Origin of the sequence: Methylobacterium soli (assembly GCF_008806385.1) — a bacterium.
GTDB classification, from domain to species: Bacteria; Pseudomonadota; Alphaproteobacteria; order Rhizobiales; family Beijerinckiaceae; genus Methylobacterium; species Methylobacterium soli.
The window spans coordinates 1-14,924 of the sequence record NZ_VZZK01000006.1 but is presented as its reverse complement, the minus strand read 5'-3'; the positions used below and the strand labels follow the sequence as shown (position 1 = coordinate 14,924).

11 protein-coding genes are annotated in these 14,924 nt (G+C 70.5%); 3 read left to right on the top strand and 8 right to left on the bottom strand.

Annotated elements, in window-relative coordinates; translation table 11 throughout:
• The first annotated feature begins 108 nt into the window (after positions 1–108).
• Together F6X53_RS07220 and serA are read left to right on the top strand one after the other, a co-directional pair.
• Positions 109–1,278 carry a phosphoserine transaminase gene (locus tag F6X53_RS07220; RefSeq protein ID WP_150998900.1) on the top strand — a complete coding sequence of 390 codons (1,170 nt, stop codon included), beginning with the start codon at positions 109–111 and terminating at the stop codon, positions 1,276–1,278.
• 233 nt (positions 1,279–1,511) lie between these two features.
• Positions 1,512–3,104 (top strand): phosphoglycerate dehydrogenase, encoded by a 1,593-nt coding sequence (serA, locus tag F6X53_RS07215; protein ID WP_150998897.1) that lies wholly within the window; start codon positions 1,512–1,514, stop codon positions 3,102–3,104.
• Between the two features lie 639 nt (positions 3,105–3,743).
• On the opposite strand, the gene F6X53_RS07210 is transcribed toward serA, so the two are convergent.
• The 4 genes from F6X53_RS07210 to tesB all read right to left on the bottom strand — a co-directional run bounded on the left by F6X53_RS07210 (position 3,744) and on the right by tesB (position 8,206).
• Positions 3,744–4,745 (bottom strand): TorF family putative porin, encoded by a 1,002-nt coding sequence (locus tag F6X53_RS07210; protein ID WP_244965535.1) that lies wholly within the window; start codon positions 4,743–4,745, stop codon positions 3,744–3,746.
• Between the two features lie 319 nt (positions 4,746–5,064).
• Positions 5,065–6,567 carry an ammonium transporter gene (locus tag F6X53_RS07205; RefSeq protein WP_150998894.1) on the bottom strand — a complete coding sequence of 501 codons (1,503 nt, stop codon included), beginning with the start codon at positions 6,565–6,567 and terminating at the stop codon, positions 5,065–5,067.
• 83 nt (positions 6,568–6,650) lie between these two features.
• On the bottom strand, positions 6,651–6,989 hold the full coding sequence (locus F6X53_RS07200; RefSeq protein WP_150962513.1) for a P-II family nitrogen regulator: 339 nt from the start codon (positions 6,987–6,989) through the stop codon (positions 6,651–6,653).
• A 347-nt stretch (positions 6,990–7,336) separates the two neighbouring features.
• Complete coding sequence (tesB, locus tag F6X53_RS07195) at positions 7,337–8,206, bottom strand: acyl-CoA thioesterase II (protein ID WP_150998891.1); 870 nt, start codon at positions 8,204–8,206, stop codon at positions 7,337–7,339.
• Positions 8,207–8,403: 197 nt separating this feature from the next.
• Between tesB and F6X53_RS07190 the strand changes: the two genes are divergently transcribed.
• The gene (locus F6X53_RS07190) at positions 8,404–9,690 is read left to right on the top strand and encodes an FAD-dependent monooxygenase (protein ID WP_150998888.1); all 1,287 of its coding nucleotides are present in this window, start codon (positions 8,404–8,406) and stop codon (positions 9,688–9,690) included.
• Between the two features lie 169 nt (positions 9,691–9,859).
• On the opposite strand, the gene F6X53_RS07185 is transcribed toward F6X53_RS07190, so the two are convergent.
• The 4 genes from F6X53_RS07185 to F6X53_RS07170 all read right to left on the bottom strand — a co-directional run bounded on the left by F6X53_RS07185 (position 9,860) and on the right by F6X53_RS07170 (position 14,246).
• Positions 9,860–10,612, bottom strand: coding sequence for a sulfite exporter TauE/SafE family protein (locus F6X53_RS07185; protein WP_150998885.1), 753 nt, complete (start codon positions 10,610–10,612; stop codon positions 9,860–9,862).
• 186 nt (positions 10,613–10,798) lie between these two features.
• Positions 10,799–11,452: a dihydrofolate reductase family protein gene (locus F6X53_RS07180; protein ID WP_150999327.1), complete on the bottom strand. Its 654-nt coding sequence runs from the start codon at positions 11,450–11,452 to the stop codon at positions 10,799–10,801.
• 54 nt (positions 11,453–11,506) lie between these two features.
• Positions 11,507–13,165: a methyl-accepting chemotaxis protein gene (locus F6X53_RS07175; RefSeq protein WP_191970732.1), complete on the bottom strand. Its 1,659-nt coding sequence runs from the start codon at positions 13,163–13,165 to the stop codon at positions 11,507–11,509.
• Between the two features lie 67 nt (positions 13,166–13,232).
• A complete protein-coding gene (locus F6X53_RS07170; RefSeq protein ID WP_150998883.1) occupies positions 13,233–14,246 on the bottom strand; it encodes a cytochrome-c peroxidase in 1,014 nt (337 codons plus the stop codon).
• Positions 14,247–14,924: the final 678 nt, after the last annotated feature.

Below are 14,924 nucleotides of genomic sequence, written 5' to 3'. Positions count from 1 at the left end.
CCAAGACTTTGACAGTTTTGGCTCTTGCTTTCGGGGGCGAGAGCGAGCATCCCCATCGGCGGGACACTCCTCCCCAACGAGGAGCGCCCATCTGTAAGGATGGATCACATGATGAACCGGCCCACCACGCGCCCCCGCGTGCCCAATTTCTCGTCCGGCCCCTGCGCCAAGCGCCCAGGATGGCGCCTCGATGCGCTCTCGGGTGCCGCCCTCGGTCGCTCGCACCGCTCCCCCCTCGGCAAGGGCAAGCTCAAGGACGCGATCGACCTGACGCGCAAGGTCCTGCGCGTGCCGGCCGATTACCGCATCGGCATCGTGCCCGCCTCCGACACCGGCGCCGTCGAGATGGCGATGTGGACGATGCTCGGCCCGAAGACCGTCGAGGTCGCGGCCTGGGAGGCCTTCGGGGCCGAGTGGGTCACGGACGCCCTCAAGGAACTCAAGATCAGCCCGCGCATCCACCAGACGCCCTACGGCGTGCTGCCGGATCTCGCCGCGATCGACACCAAGCACAACGACGTCATCTTCACCTGGAACGGCACCGCCGCCGGCGTGAAGGTGCCGAACGGCGACTGGATCGCGGCCGACCGCGAGGGCATCACCATCTGCGACGCCACCTCGGCCGCCTTCGCGCAGCCGCTGGACTGGGACAAGCTCGATGTCGTCACCTTCTCCTGGCAGAAGGTGATGGGCGGCGAGGCCGCGCACGGCATGCTGATCCTGTCGCCCCGCGCCGTGGCGCGGATCGAGAGCCACGTTCCGGCCTGGCCGATCCCGAAGGTGTTCCGCCTCGCCAAGGGCGGCAAGCTCATCGAGGGCATCTTCAAGGGCGACACCATCAACACGCCCTCGATGCTGGCGGTGGAGGATTACCTCGACACCCTGCGCTGGGCCGAGGCGATCGGCGGCCTCGACGCGCTCCACGCCCGGGCCGATGCGAATGCGCGGGTGATCCACGACTGGGTCGCCCGCACCCCCTGGATCGACCATCTCGCGGTGGATCCCGCCACCTATTCGAACACGGGCGTGTGCCTCGTCATCACCGACCCGGACGTGCTCGCCCGCGGCGACGCGGCGGTGGCGTCGGTGGCCAAGGATATCGGGGACCTGCTCGAGCGCGAGAATGTCGCCCTCGATATCGGCGCCTATCGCGACGCGCCCCCCGGCCTGCGCATCTGGTGCGGCGGCACGGTGGAGGAGGCCGACCTCGCGGCCCTGACGGCCTGGCTCGACTGGGCCTTCGCCGAGGCCAAGGCGAAGCTCGCGCAGGCGGCCTGAGACCGGCCCACCTCTCCCGTCCGGGAGTGGTCGAATCCGCGATAGCGGAACGGGTGAGGGGGGCGACCTCTCCGGAGATGTCGCATCCCTCACCCCGGCCCTCTCCCGCTCGGGAGAGGGGGCGCGCTGCGCTGCCCGAGCATCACGCGATTGGCCGGCCTCGCGGCGTTCTGCGCCCGCCTCCACGGGGCCGCCTCACACCCATTCCCATTCCTCACGAGCCGGAGGCTCCCATGCCCGCTCCCAAGGTTCTCATCTCCGACGCCCTGTCGGAGGCTGCCGTCCAGATCTTTCGCGACCGCGGCATCGACGTCGATTTCCGTCCCGAACTCGGCAAGGACAAGGACGCCCTCGCGGCGATCATCGGCGATTATGACGGCCTCGCCATCCGCTCCGCCACCAAGGTCACCCCGAAGATCCTGGCGCAGGGCAGCCGCCTGCGGGTGATCGGCCGGGCCGGCATCGGCGTCGACAATGTCGACGTCCCGGCCGCCACCGCCAAGGGCGTGATCGTGATGAACACGCCCTTCGGCAACTCGATCACCACGGCCGAACACGCCATCGCGCTGATGTTCGCGCTGGCCCGCCAGATCCCGCAGGCCGACACCTCGACCCAGTCCGGCAAGTGGGAGAAGAACCGCTTCATGGGCGTCGAGCTGACGGCCAAGACGCTCGGCGTCATCGGCTGCGGCAATATCGGGGCGATCGTGGCCGACCGCGCCATCGGGCTGAAGCTCAAGGTCGTGGCCTACGATCCCTTCCTGTCGCCCGAGCGCGCCCTCGAGATCGGCGTCGAGAAGGTCGAGCTCGATCAGCTGCTGGCCCGCGCCGACATCATCACCCTGCACGTGCCGATGACGGACAAGACCCGCAACATCCTGTCGGCCGAGGCGCTCGCCCGGACGAAGCCCGGCGTGCGCATCATCAACTGCGCCCGCGGCGGCCTCGTGGACGAGGCGGCCCTCCGCGCGGCCCTCGATTCGGGCCACGTGGCGGGGGCGGCCTTCGACGTCTTCGTGGAGGAGCCGGCGCGGGAGAACCCGCTCTTCGGCCACCCGAACGTGATCTGCACGCCGCATCTCGGCGCCTCGACCAACGAGGCGCAGGAGAACGTCGCCCTGCAGGTGGCCGAGCAGATGGCGGATTACCTCCTCAGCGGCGCCATCACCAACGCCATCAACTTCCCGTCGATTTCGGCCGAGGAGGCGCCGCGCCTCAAGCCCTTCGTGGCGCTCGCCGACAAGCTCGGCTCGTTCCTGGGCCAGCTCACGGACGCGCCGATCAAGGGCATCCGCATCACCTACGAGGGCGAGGTGGCGGGCATGAACACCCGGGCGCTCACCTCGGCAGCCGTCACCGGCGTGCTGCGGCCGTTCCTGGCCGACATCAACATGGTCTCGGCGCCCGCCATCGCCCGCGAGCGCGGCATCGTCATCGACGAGGTCAAGCGCGCGGGCGGCAACGGCGATTACGAATCGGTGGTGCGCATCACGGTCGAGGCCGAGGACATGCCGCGCGACGCCGCCGGCACGGTCTTCCACGACGGCAAGCCGCGGGTGATCGAGATCCGCAGCATCGAGATCGACGCGGCCTTCGCGCCGCACATGCTCTACGTGCGCAACCACGACAAGCCGGGCTTCATCGGCCGCTTCGGCTCGGTGCTCGGCGAGGCCGGCGTCAACGTCGCGACGTTCAATCTCGGCCGCGAGCAGGAGGGCGGCAACGCCATCGCGTTCGTGGCGGTGGACGGGCCGGTCTCCCCGGCGGTGCTGGAGCAGATCGCCGCGATCCCGCAGGTGAAGCGGGTCCGGGCCGTGAGCTTCTGACCCGATCCGACGAAGCCGCCACGGCCGGGGCCGGTTTCGCGCGAGCGGGGCCGGCTCTTTCCGGGTCGCGTTGTCCGAAGAGGCCGCATCCCTCACCGTTCCGCTGTCGCGGATTCGACCACTCCCGGACGGGAGAGGTGAGCGTGCGCGCGATCGGCAGCGACGCGCAAACAGCCGCCAGAACCATCCTTGATGCCGCGACCGGCCCCCTCTCCCGTGCGGGAGAGGGTTGGGGTGAGGGGTGCGCATTATCCGGAGAAGTCGCATCCCTCACCCGGTCGGCTGGCGCCGACTCGACCTCTCCCGGACGGGAGAGGTGATGCGCACCTCGCTCAGCGCCACCGTCGTTCCGGGGGGCGGGAGGCGAGCTCAGGATGCGTGGGCCGCCAGAACCAGCCCTGATGCCGCGACCGGCCCCCTCTCCCGTGCGGGAGAGGGTTGGGGTGAGGGGTGCGCGCTCTCCGGAAAGGCCGCACCCCTCACCCGGTCGGCTCGCGCCGACTCGACCGCTCCCGGACGGGAAAAGTGGGATGCACCTCGCTCAGAGCCGCCGTTTCGGACCCCCGACGCGGTGGCAAGGCGCCCAAGGAAAAAGCCCCGGATCGCTCCGGGGCTTCTCGGGGGCCGTGCGGGCCGGGCTTACTTGAAGAGGTTCAGGAAACCGCCGGGCTCGGCGTAGACGCCGGGGCTGGCGGTCGAGGCCTGCCAGCGGATCGAGCCGATGAAGGCGTCGCCGCACCAGCGGGAGGTGCCGCCGTTGATGGCGCCGCGATAATCGCCGGTGAGCGTATAGCACTGGGTCGGCGTCAGGTCGGTGGTGTGGAAGCGGAAGTCGAGCAGCAGGTTCTTGTAGGTGTAGGAGATGCCGACATTGCCGTAATTGTAGCTCGGCAGGTTCACGGCGGCGAAGCGGTTCGTCCCGTCGATCAGACCCGTGACCGAGGTCTTGGCCGCACCCAGGAAGTAGTGGCCGCCCTCGCCCGAGATCGAGAAGCCGCCGGCATAGGCCTCCGGCAGGAACGGGAACAGCGTGGCGGGCAGCGTGTAGGCGAGGGTGCCCGACGTGTAGGTGCCGTTGGTGTGCTGGCCGAGATAGTTCGGGGCGTAGAAGACGTTGGCGCCGATCGCGAGCTCGGGCGTCGCCTGGTAGAGCGCCTTGCCGGCATACTCGATGAAGTCGGTGTTGGCCGTCGTGTAGAAGGGGTTGCCGATGCCGCTGGCCAGGTTCGCGGCGTTGAAGATGCGCTGCTCGTTCGGGTAATAATAGTAGATCACCCCGAGATCGAAGGAGAGCTTGTCGAAGGTCGGCCGGATACCGGCGACGAGATCGAACTCGAAGTCGGGCCGGGTCGGCAGGCGGGTCTGCCAGGTATAGAGGCCCGCATAGGCGAAGTTGTTGAAGAACTGCGCCTCGAAGAAGGTCTGGTAGCTACCCTGCAGGTTCGACTGCGAAACGCCGCGGAAATTGTAGTCGGAGGCGTATTGCGAGTAGAACGCGAAGCCGATCAGCGGATCCGGTGCCTTGGCCTCCGGCGGCATCTCCTTGGGAGGAGCCGGCATGTCGGCGGCCTGGACCTGTCCGAGGCAGAGGAACGTGGCGAGAGACGCCGCGGCGCCCTGCTTGAACAGCTTCGAGATCATGGAAATCAGCCCCTTTTTCTTGATGAGAGGAAGGTGCCGAAAATGCCCAGGCATCGCAAAACCAAGTTTCGAGCATTTGCCCAGTTTGTAGGCATTTCAGGCTTGGCCGTGGCGATGCCCTCGGGTTGTTGCATCGAGACCACATTGTGGCCGTACTGAGCCGGGCGCCGCCCGCGGGCATACGTACGCTCGGGCGGGCCGCCGGGCGGAAAATTTCAATCCAGGCGGGTGGGGCCGGCGAATCAAAAAAGGCCCCGGTTCGCCTGAACCGGGGCCTTCAGCGGCGGGACCCGGGGGCCCCGCCGACGAGCGAATGCTCTTAGTAGTTGTAGGCGCGCTCGCCGTGATCGGCGATGTCGAGGCCCTCGCGCTCCTCCTCCTGGGTGACGCGCAGGCCGATGGTCAGGTCCACGAGCTTGAACAGGATCGCCGAGCCGATGCCCGACAGGAGCAGGGTGAGGCCGACGGCCTTCGCCTGGATGATGAGCTGGGCCGTCATGTCGTAGGCGCCGACCACGAGCTCGCCGGGCTTCGTGGTGTAGTCCGGGATGCCGACGCCGCCGAGCGCCGGGCTGACCAGGATGCCGGTGGCGAGCGCCCCCAGGATGCCGCCGATGCAATGCACGCCGAAGACGTCGAGGCTGTCGTCGTAGCCGAGCGCGTTCTTCACGGTGGAGCACATGATGAAGCAGACCGCGCCGGCCACGAGGCCGAGGACGATCGAGCCCATCGGGCCGGCAAAGCCCGCCGCCGGGGTGACGGCCACGAGGCCCGCGACCGCGCCCGACAGCATGCCGAGGAGCGAGGGCTTGCCCTTGAGCGCCCACTCGACGAACAGCCAGGACACGGCGGCCGCGGCGGTGGCCACGAAGGTGTTGATCATGGCGAGCGCCGTCGAGCCGTTGGCCTCGAGGTTGGAGCCGGCATTGAAGCCGAACCAGCCGACCCAGAGGAGCGAGGCGCCGATGGCCGTCATGGTGAGCGAGTGGGGAGCGAGCAGGTCACGGCCGTAGCCGATGCGCTTGCCCATCATCAGGCAGCCGACGAAGCCCGCGATGCCCGCGTTGATGTGCACCACGGTGCCGCCGGCGAAATCGAGGGCGCCCATCTTGAAGAGGAAGCCCGCATCGGCGTTGACGGCGTCGAGGGCGTCCTGCGCGGCCTTCTTGGAGGCCTCGTCGGTGGCCGCCGCAAGCGCCTTGGCGGCGTTGCCGACCACGTCCGGGCCGCCCCAGTACCAGACCATGTGGGCCATCGGGAAGTAGATCAGCGTGACCCAGAGGATCGTGAACACGATCAGGGCCGAGAACTTCATCCGCTCCGCGAAGGCGCCGACGATGAGGGCCGGGGTGATCATCGCGAACGTCATCTGGAAGCAGATATAGACGTATTCGGGGATCACGACGCCGTTCGAGAAGGTCGCGACCGTCGAGTTCGGGTCGACGCCCTTGAGGAAGGCCTTCGAGAAGCCGCCCACGAAGTCGTTGAGGCCGCCGCCATTGGTGAAGGCGAGGCTGTAGCCGTAGAACACCCAGATCAGGCAGACGATGCAGGCGATGGCGAAGACCTGGGTCAGCACCGAGAGCATGTTCTTGGTGCGCACGAGGCCGCCGTAGAACAGGGCCAGGCCCGGCACGGTCATCAGCAGCACGAGGGCGGTGGCGATCAGCATCCAGGCGGTGTCGCCCTTGGCGGGCACCGGCGCGGCGGCGGGCACGGCGGCGGCTTCGGGCACCGGCGACTGTGCGAGGGACGGCTCGGCGAGGAGGAGGGCGAATGTCGCGCCTCCCAAGCCGAGCGCGAGGAGATGGCGAAGTTTCATGGACACGGGACTCCTGATCGCGATGCGATGTTCGGTTTTTTGAGTGTTCTGGGCAGGCGGGCGGCGCGGCCCGGCGCTGTCCCTCAGAGGGCGTCGGCGTCGGTCTCGCCGGTGCGGATGCGGACCGCCTTCTCGAGCGGCATCACGAAGATCTTGCCGTCGCCGATCTGGCCGGTCCGGGCGGCGCCCGCGATGGCGTCGATGACGCTGCTCGTCAGGTCCGCCGCGACCGCGACCTCGATCTTGAGCTTGGGCAGGAAGCTCACGGCGTATTCGGCGCCGCGATAGATCTCGGTGTGGCCCTTCTGCCGGCCGTAACCCTTCACCTCGGTCACGGTCAGGCCGTGCACGCCGATCCCGGTCAAGGCGTCGCGCACCTCCTCCAGCTTGAACGGCTTGATGATGGCCATCACGATTTTCATGGGCGGCGCCCCCTTGTGGAATGAGAGCCGGCTGCCGGAGCCGTCTTGAGCGCGACGTCTCGGTCCGGATTGCCCGCGCGGCCGGAATGGCCCCGCGTTCGCCCGGCCTCATTCAAGGACTATGCCAGCACCGCGACGGCCGGAACCTTTTCGGACCTGCCCGTTCTGCCCACGGATTGGACGCCGCCTGCCGCGCCAATCGGCGCCGGCGCGACGGAAAATGCCCATCTGTTGAGCATTCAGGCGCAATGCACGCCATTATGCAGTCAATGCGGGCGACAATCGACGCCCTCGGGTGGGATCGTCGCAGGGCGGGGCCGGGTCTCGCCGGCGGCTCGCGCCCCGCCTCAGGCCCGGTCGTCGCGCGGCCGGATCAGGCCTTCCTGGGCGACGGAGGCGACGAGCTCGCCGGCGCGGTTGAAGATCTGGCCGCGGGCGAAGCCCCGGGCGCCGGCGGCGGTGGGGCTGTCCTGGGCGTAGAGGAGCCATTCGTCGGCCCGGAACGGGCGGTGGAACCAGAGGGCGTGGTCGAGGCTCGCGGATTGGATCTCGGGGTCGAACACGGTCCGCCCATGCGCGATCAGGGTGGCGTCCAGGAGGGTCATGTCGGAGGCGTAGGCGAGCACGGCCTGGTGGATCGCCGGATCGTCCGGGAGGGCCGAGGCGGCGCGGAGCCAGACCTGGCAGCGCGGATCGCGCGGCTCGCGGATGAGGTAGCGCTTGATCGAGGCGGGCTTCAGCTCGATCGGGCGCTCGCGGGCGAAATAGGCCGCGACCGCCGCCGGGATGCCGGCGCCCCCGGCCGCCACCAGCGCGCGGGTCTCCGGCAGGGTGTCGGGGTCGGGGGCATCGGGCATCCGCGCCTGATGCGCGTGGCCGTCCTCCTGGTCCTGGTAGGAGATCGACATGGCGAAGATCGCGCGCCCGTGCTGGATCGCCTTGACCCGGCGCGTGGTGAAGCTGCGCCCGTCGCGGATGCGCTCGACCTCGTAGATGATCGGCACCTTCGGGTCGCCGCCGAGCAGGAAATAGGCGTGGAGCGAATGCGGCGGCCGGGTGCTCGGCACCGTCCGGGTCGCGGCCACGAGCGCCTGCGCCACCACCTGCCCGCCGAACACCCGGGGCCAGCCGAGATTCGGGCTGACCCCGCGGAAGAGGTCGACCTCGAGGCGCTCGAGGTCGAGGATGTCGAGGAGTTCGGCGACGATTCCGGTCATGCGCTCACGAATGCTCCGAGGCGCGGCGGCCGGAGCCGGCGCCAGTCTGGCCTGCGGGGCAGCACATAGCAGGCTTCGCCCGGGAGGCCACGCCCGCAGGCGGCGCTGGTCTCGGCGCTGGTCTCGGCGCTGGTCTCGCGCCACCGCGCGCCCTATCCTGCGGCGGGGCAAGGCCGGGGCACGAGGGAGTGGGACGCGTGGTGGGTTCGACAGCGCGCGCGGGCGCCCGCAGCCTGGTGGTGGCGGGCGGCGGCATTCCGGGGCTCGCCCTGGCGCTCGCCCTGAAACAGGCGCACGGCGCGGCCCTAACCGTCACGATCTGCGATCCGGGCCTCAAAGCCGGGAACGCGCGCCAGCGCGGGCGCGCCTACGCTGTGGCGGCGGGGGGCCGGCACCTGTTCGAGCGGCTCGGGATCTGGGAGCGTATCGCGGGGGCGCGCCAGCCCATCACCGACATGGTGGTGAGCGACAGCCGCCTCGCCGACCCAATCCGCCCGGTCTTCCTCACCTTTTCGCAGGAAGGCGCCGCCCACGACGCCGGCGCGAAGGGCGCCGGCGAGCCCGCGCCCTTCGCCCACATGGTCGAGGCCGAGCCCCTGGTCGAGGCCCTGATCGCGGCGGCGGGCGCGGCCGGGATCGTGCTCGAACCCACCGGGATCCGCCGGGCCGAGCCGGAGCGGGGGGCGATCCGGGCGATCCTCGACGACGGGAGGGTGCTCCGGGCCTCGCTCGTCGTGGCGGCGGACGGGGCGCGGTCGCGCCTGCGCGAGGCCGCCCGGATCGGCTGGGTCGGCTGGCGCTACCCGCAATCGGGCATCGTCGCGACGATCGCGCATGAGCGCGACCATGGCGGCCGGGCCTACGAGCATTTCCTGCCGGGCGGCCCCTTCGCGATGCTGCCGCTGGCCCCGGGCGGCGCGCTCGGCCACCGCGCCTCGATCGTCTGGACGGAGCGGGAGGCCGACGTGCCGGCGCTGCTCGGCGGCGGCGAGGCCGAGGTGCTGGCTGAGGTCGAGCGGCGCTTCACCCCCAATCTCGGCCGGATCGCCCTCGAGGCCGGCCCGAGCGCCCACCCGCTCGCCTTCGGCATCGCCCGCAGCTTCCGGGCCGAGCGCCTCGCGCTGCTGGGGGATGCCGCCCACGTCATCCACCCGCTCGCCGGCCAGGGGCTCAACCTCGCCCTCACCAGCGCGGCGGCGCTGGCCGAGGCGGTCACCGAGGCCCTGCGCCTCGGCATGGACCCGGGCGGCCCCGAGGTGCTGCGGGCCTATGAGCGCGCCCGCCGCTTCGACACCCTGGCGATGGCGGCCGCCACCGACGGACTCAACCGCCTGTTCTCGAACGACGTGCTTCCGGTCCGCCTCGCCCGCGATTTCGGCCTCGGCCTCGTCGACCGGATGCCGGGGCTCAAGCGCTTCTTCATCGACGAGGCGGCGGGCCTGCGCGGGCCGCAGCCGCGGCTGATGCGCGGGGAGGCGCTGTGAGGTTGGTTCGCGCGCCGATCCGCTGACATCGGAAGGCTGGGGATTCGCATCGATCGGCTTTGGGGAGCGCGACAGACTGTCCCGGACGTCGGACCGGGCAAGCGGGCCTTCAGCCAGCAGGGTGACCGGATCGCGATCGGCTACCCGGGAGAACGCGGCGGGCCTCGCGTCAGACCAGGGCCCGGGCCGCGAGGTGAAGCCCGAGCCCCAGGAGCCCGAAATAGAAGAAGCGCCGGAAGACCGGTTCGCTGACCCGGCCGCGCATCCAGCCGCCCAACCGCATGCCGAGGAGGGCCGGCACCAGCGCCAGGGCCGAGACGCCCGCGATGCCGACGCTCAGAATGCCGCTGCCGGCGAGTGCCAGGGCAAGCGCCACGGTGGAGACCGTGAAGGAGAGCCCGAGCGCCTGGATGAGGTCCTCCCGGTTGAAGCCCAGGGCCCCGAGAAAGGGCGCGGCCGGGATCGAGGAGACGCCGGTTGCCGCCGTCACCAACCCTGTCGCCGCCCCGGCGAGGGGCGCGAGCCACCGCTCGGTGCCCGGCGACACCCGGAGGCGCGGGGCAGCAAGCCCGAGGATCGCGGAGGCGATCAGGGCGAATCCCAGGGCCACGATGGCCCCACCCCCGAACGCCCCGTGAAGGAGGGCGGCCGCCGCCAGGGTCCCGACGGTGCTCGCCGCGAGCATCGGCCAGAGGCGGCGCACCATTGCGGCGAAGCGCGGACCGGCCGCGAGCTGCCAGACATTGGTGACGAAGGCCGGGACCACCAGGAGCGCGGCAGCCTGGGCCGGCATCATGACGAGGCTGAGCAACCCCATGGCCACGGGCGGCAATCCAAGCCCGACCACGCCCTTGACGAACCCGGCGAGGAAGAAGGCGAAGCCCGCGACCGCAAGGGGGAAGGGTTCGAGCGCGATGGGCATGGTGACCGCAAGATCCAGATGCGTGAGGCTCAGTCGGCGTCGCCCCTGTTCCCGGCGTCGCCCCTGTTTTCGGCGTCGTCATGGCACGGCCTGGAATAGCGCGTCACGGCCGGCGCATCAGCCGTCTCCGCGACGGATGGCCTGCGGCCCCGGCAGCGTCAGGCGCCAAACCCACGGACCCGGAGGTCATGGGTCCTGCGAGCGCCCGAGCACGATATGCGTCGCGAGGTCGGTGGGCGTGGAATCCACCGCGCGGTAGCCGAGGCCGGGGAGGTCCAGGCCTTCGAACATCGCCTCGCCGCGCCCGAGCAGGACAGGCGTGACCGCAAGGTGCAGGTCGTCGATCAGGCCGGCCTGCAGGTATTGGCGAATGGTCGCGACGCCACCCCCGATTTTGACGTCACGTCCGCCCGCGGCCTCGCGTGCGCGATCGAGCGCGGCGTGGATCCCGTCCGTGACGAAGTGGAACGTCGTGCCGCCCTCCATCACGATCGGCGCGCGCGCATGGTGCGTCAGAACGAAGGTCGGCGCGTGGTAGGGTGGATTGTCGCCCCACCAGCCCTTCCAGCTGTCGTCCGGCCATGCCCCGCGCACGGGACCGAACATGTTCCGGCCGAGGATGAAGGCACCGAAGCCGTCCATCGCGCGGTGGGCAAAGGTTTCGTCGACGCCCTCCGAGCCGCCGCCCTTGCCGAACATGGCCCTGAAGGTCCTCGTTCCGTAGAACCATTGGTGGAGCTCCGGCCCACGCCGGCCCAGGGGATCCTGAAGGCTCTGTTCCGGGCCCGCCCCGAACCCATCGAGCGACACGGAAAACCCCGCGACTCTGACACGTCCCACCCCGGCCTCCCCGAATGCGCGCACCATGCTGCCTCGGCAGGCCAGGGTCTGCAATCAGGCGGCGCGCACGCTGGCGAGAAAGCGGTCGACCTCGGCGCGCAGGTGCCCGGATTGGCCGGACAGGTCGGAAGCCGCGCTCAGCACCTGGCCGGCGGCGGCGCCGGTATCCTCCGCAATCCGCGCCACGCCGGCGATGTTTCCGGTGACGTCGCCCGCCCCGGACGCCGCGTCGGCGACGTTGCGCACGATCGCCTGGGTGGCCGCGCCCTGCTCTCCCACCGCCGCCGAGATGGCGGTGGCGAGGCCGCTCATCTCGCGGATCCGGGCCGCGATGGCGTCGATCGCCCCGATCGCCTGATCGGTCGTGCCCTGGATCGCGCCGATCTGGGCGGAGATCTCCTGCGTGGCGCGGGCGGTCTGGCTCGCCAGATCCTTCACCTCGGTGGCCACCACGGCAAAGCCCCGTCCGGACGCGCCGGCCCGGGCCGCCTCGATGGTGGCGTTCAGCGCCAGCAGGTTGGTCTGGCCGGCGATCTTGGAGATCAGGCTCACGATGCTGCCGATGCGGTCGGCGGCCTCGCTCAGCGCCTGGACCAGGCGGCCGGTCTCGTCGGCCTGCCGCACCGCGCTGCGGGCGAGCCCCGCCGAATCCTCGACCTGGCGCCCCACCGCCTGCACCGAGGTGCCGAGGGCCTCGGCCGCCCCAGCCACCCGGGCCACGTGGGAGGCCGCCGCCTCGGCCGCGCTCGCCACCGCCCCGGACCGCTCGGCCGTGTCCCCGGCGGTGCGGCTCATATGGGTGGCGGTCTCCTGAAGCTGGAGCGCCGCCGAGGAGACGCCGCCCACGATCGAGCCGATCGCGGCCTCGAACCGGTCCGCCATCTCGCGCATCCCGGCCTTGCGCTGCGCGTCGATCCCGGCGCGGGCGAGGGCGGTCTCCGCCTCCAGCGCGCGGGCCCGCAGGAGCCCGTCCTTGAACACCTGGACGGCCGCCGCCATGGCGCCGATCTCGTCGCGCCGCGTGCCGCCCGCGAGCGGCACGTCGAGGTCGCCGGCGGCGAGGCGGCCCGCATCGGCGGCGAGGCGCGCCAGGGGCTTGGAGAGATGGCCCGCGAGCCACACCGCCACCGCGCCGCCGAGCGCGCAGAGCACGCCGGCGACCCCGAGCGTGATCCGCATCTGGTCCTCGATGCGCTGGCCCGCGGCGGCGATCTCGGCCTTCGCCTCGGTGCCGGCGAGGTCCATGGCCTCGTCGAGCCGGCGGCGCAGCTGCTCGCTGTGGCGCCCGATCAGCTCGGTGGTGGGGATCGCGGCGCCCTTGCGGATGCCGAGCAGGATCTCGGCATCGTCGCGCCAGCGCGCCGCCGCCGCCCCGGTCTCCCGGGCGACCTCCGCAATGCGCGCCGACACCGCCGAGGCCCCGAGCTTCGCGATGTTGGCCTCGAGCCCGGCCACCACCGCCCCGAACTCCGTCGCGATCGCCTCCGGCTCGATCAGGTCCGTCATGGCCAGCACGCGGGCCATCAGGCGATCGCCCCGCTCGAAGAGCAGCCTTGCGCCGCGGCTGGCCTCGTCGGCCGCGATATTGCGGTCCGCCAGGGTCGCCATCCCGGTGAAGGCCGCCTGTCCCCGGAGGCCCGTCACCGCGGCGAGCGCCGCCGCGAAGAGCAGGAAGGCCAGCATCGGCAGAAGGATCTTTATGCGAATCGACATCGACGGCTCCGCCGCAGCCTGGGAAGGGGCCGCAGCGCGGCCGGGTTCGGTTGGGGTTCGGGGCCGGTCAGTTCGGCAGGTTCGGCAGGGCCGTCTCGGTCTTCTCGGCCGTCAGCGACTTGAGGAAATCCACCAGGTCCTCGTGCTCGGCCCGGGTCAGGGCGAGCGGCCGCATCAGGGGCGAGCGCGAGGGGCGGTTCATGCCGCCGCTCTCGTAGAAGGTGACGATCGCGTCGAGGTCGGCGAACTGGCCCCCATGCCCGAACGGCGCCCGGTGGGTGAGGTTGCGCAGGCCCGGCGTCTTGAAGGCGTGCCGGGCCAGGGGGTTGTCGGGGTCGAAGGCGGCACGGCCGAGATCCTGGGTGGAGATGCCGATGTCGTGGAACTTGTTGTCGGTGAAGTTCCAGCCGGTGTGGCAGCCGGCACAGGCGGCCTTGCCGTTGAACAGGACGAAACCCCGCCGGGCCGCCGGCGAGAGGGCGGCCTCATCCCCCTCGACCCAGCGGTCGAACGGCGCCCAGCCCGAGACCACGGTGCGCTCGTAGGTGGCGATGGCGGTGAGCAGGGTGTCCTGCGTCACCCCCTCCTGCGGAAACAGCTTGCCGAACCAGGCCCGGTATTCGGGGATGCCCTTGAGCCGGGCGACGATCTCCGGGAACTTGCCGTCCATCTCGGCCGGGGTTGTGATCGGGCCCTGCGCCTGGATCTCGAGATTGGGCGCGCGCCCGTCCCAGAACAAAACCGGCAGCCAGGCCGCGTTCAGCACGGTCGGGGCCTTGCGCGGCAGCGGCTTGTTGGTGGACCCGATCGCTCCGGGCACCGGCACCTCGAAGCCGAAGGAAGGGTTGTGGCAGCTCGCGCAGCTCATGTGCTGCATCCCGCTCAGGCGCGGATCGAAGAACAGCATCTTGCCGAGCGTCGCCATCTGGGGCGAGTAGGGCGCCTCGTCCGGAAACGGCACCTGCATGGGCCGCCGATACTGGGCCTTGAGCGCCGCGATCCCGTCCTCCGTCCCGCGTGCCGGCAGGCACAGGCTTGCCAGAACCAGCACCGACGCCGCGCGTCCGAGTTTCAGCAGCATGGTGGATCAACCCCGAGGGCGATCCGCGACCGCCATAACTGATAAGACGGGGGAAAGTACACCAGAGACCGGTGAAATCTTGGTTAACTACGTAGATTCGTCAGTACACACGTATTAATTGTATTGATAAAATAACACACGCCTCATCATGGCCGCGCCGGATCAGGTTGTAATCAAGAACATCTCTCAATCTTCGATGTTATGCGCTGCCCAGCGCCGAACCGGCCCCCAATTCGGCGGAGCGTTCTGGCGTCCGTTGCCGGAGCAGGCGCGAGCCCGCACGGGCGCGGCGGTCATCCGCCGGCTCACGGGCCGCGGCCCGCCGGATCGCGCGTCGGGGGCCCGTCGCCCGAGCGGCGCGGGTCCGGCTCAGGCTCGGAGGCCGGCTCGGCTAGAGCGGTTCCCGATCGCGTTGCGACGGGACCGTCGGCCGGGCCCGTGCTGACGCGGGCGCGGATCCCCTCTCCCGTGCGGGAGAGGGACAGGGTGAGGGTCGAGACCTTTCAGAACGAGGTGCGCCCGATCGGCGCCCAGCCGGCGATACGACCGCATGCTCCATCCTGAAGGCGCTCATCCCTTGTAACTTGAATTCCGCTGCCTCTGGTATGGTCGTGGGTGCGGTGGCAGGCGGAAGACCGTTGCTCCCAAGGGACACCAAGCCCGGGGGTGAGCGTGGGT

What these genes read in the sequence shown, in the direction of transcription:
- F6X53_RS07210 (WP_244965535.1), bottom strand. Translation starts at nt 4,745, where the DNA reads ATGATCTCGAAGCTGTTCAAGCAGGGCGCCGCGGCGTCTCTCGCCACG.
- F6X53_RS07220 (WP_150998900.1), top strand. Translation starts at nt 109, where the DNA reads ATGATGAACCGGCCCACCACGCGCCCCCGCGTGCCCAATTTCTCGTCC.
- tesB (WP_150998891.1), bottom strand. Translation starts at nt 8,206, where the DNA reads ATGACCGGAATCGTCGCCGAACTCCTCGACATCCTCGACCTCGAGCGC.
- F6X53_RS07200 (WP_150962513.1), bottom strand. Translation starts at nt 6,989, where the DNA reads ATGAAAATCGTGATGGCCATCATCAAGCCGTTCAAGCTGGAGGAGGTG.
- F6X53_RS07205 (WP_150998894.1), bottom strand. Translation starts at nt 6,567, where the DNA reads ATGAAACTTCGCCATCTCCTCGCGCTCGGCTTGGGAGGCGCGACATTC.
- F6X53_RS07175 (WP_191970732.1), bottom strand. Translation starts at nt 13,165, where the DNA reads ATGTCGATTCGCATAAAGATCCTTCTGCCGATGCTGGCCTTCCTGCTC.
- F6X53_RS07170 (WP_150998883.1), bottom strand. Translation starts at nt 14,246, where the DNA reads ATGCTGCTGAAACTCGGACGCGCGGCGTCGGTGCTGGTTCTGGCAAGC.
- serA (WP_150998897.1), top strand. Translation starts at nt 1,512, where the DNA reads ATGCCCGCTCCCAAGGTTCTCATCTCCGACGCCCTGTCGGAGGCTGCC.
- F6X53_RS07185 (WP_150998885.1), bottom strand. Translation starts at nt 10,612, where the DNA reads ATGCCCATCGCGCTCGAACCCTTCCCCCTTGCGGTCGCGGGCTTCGCC.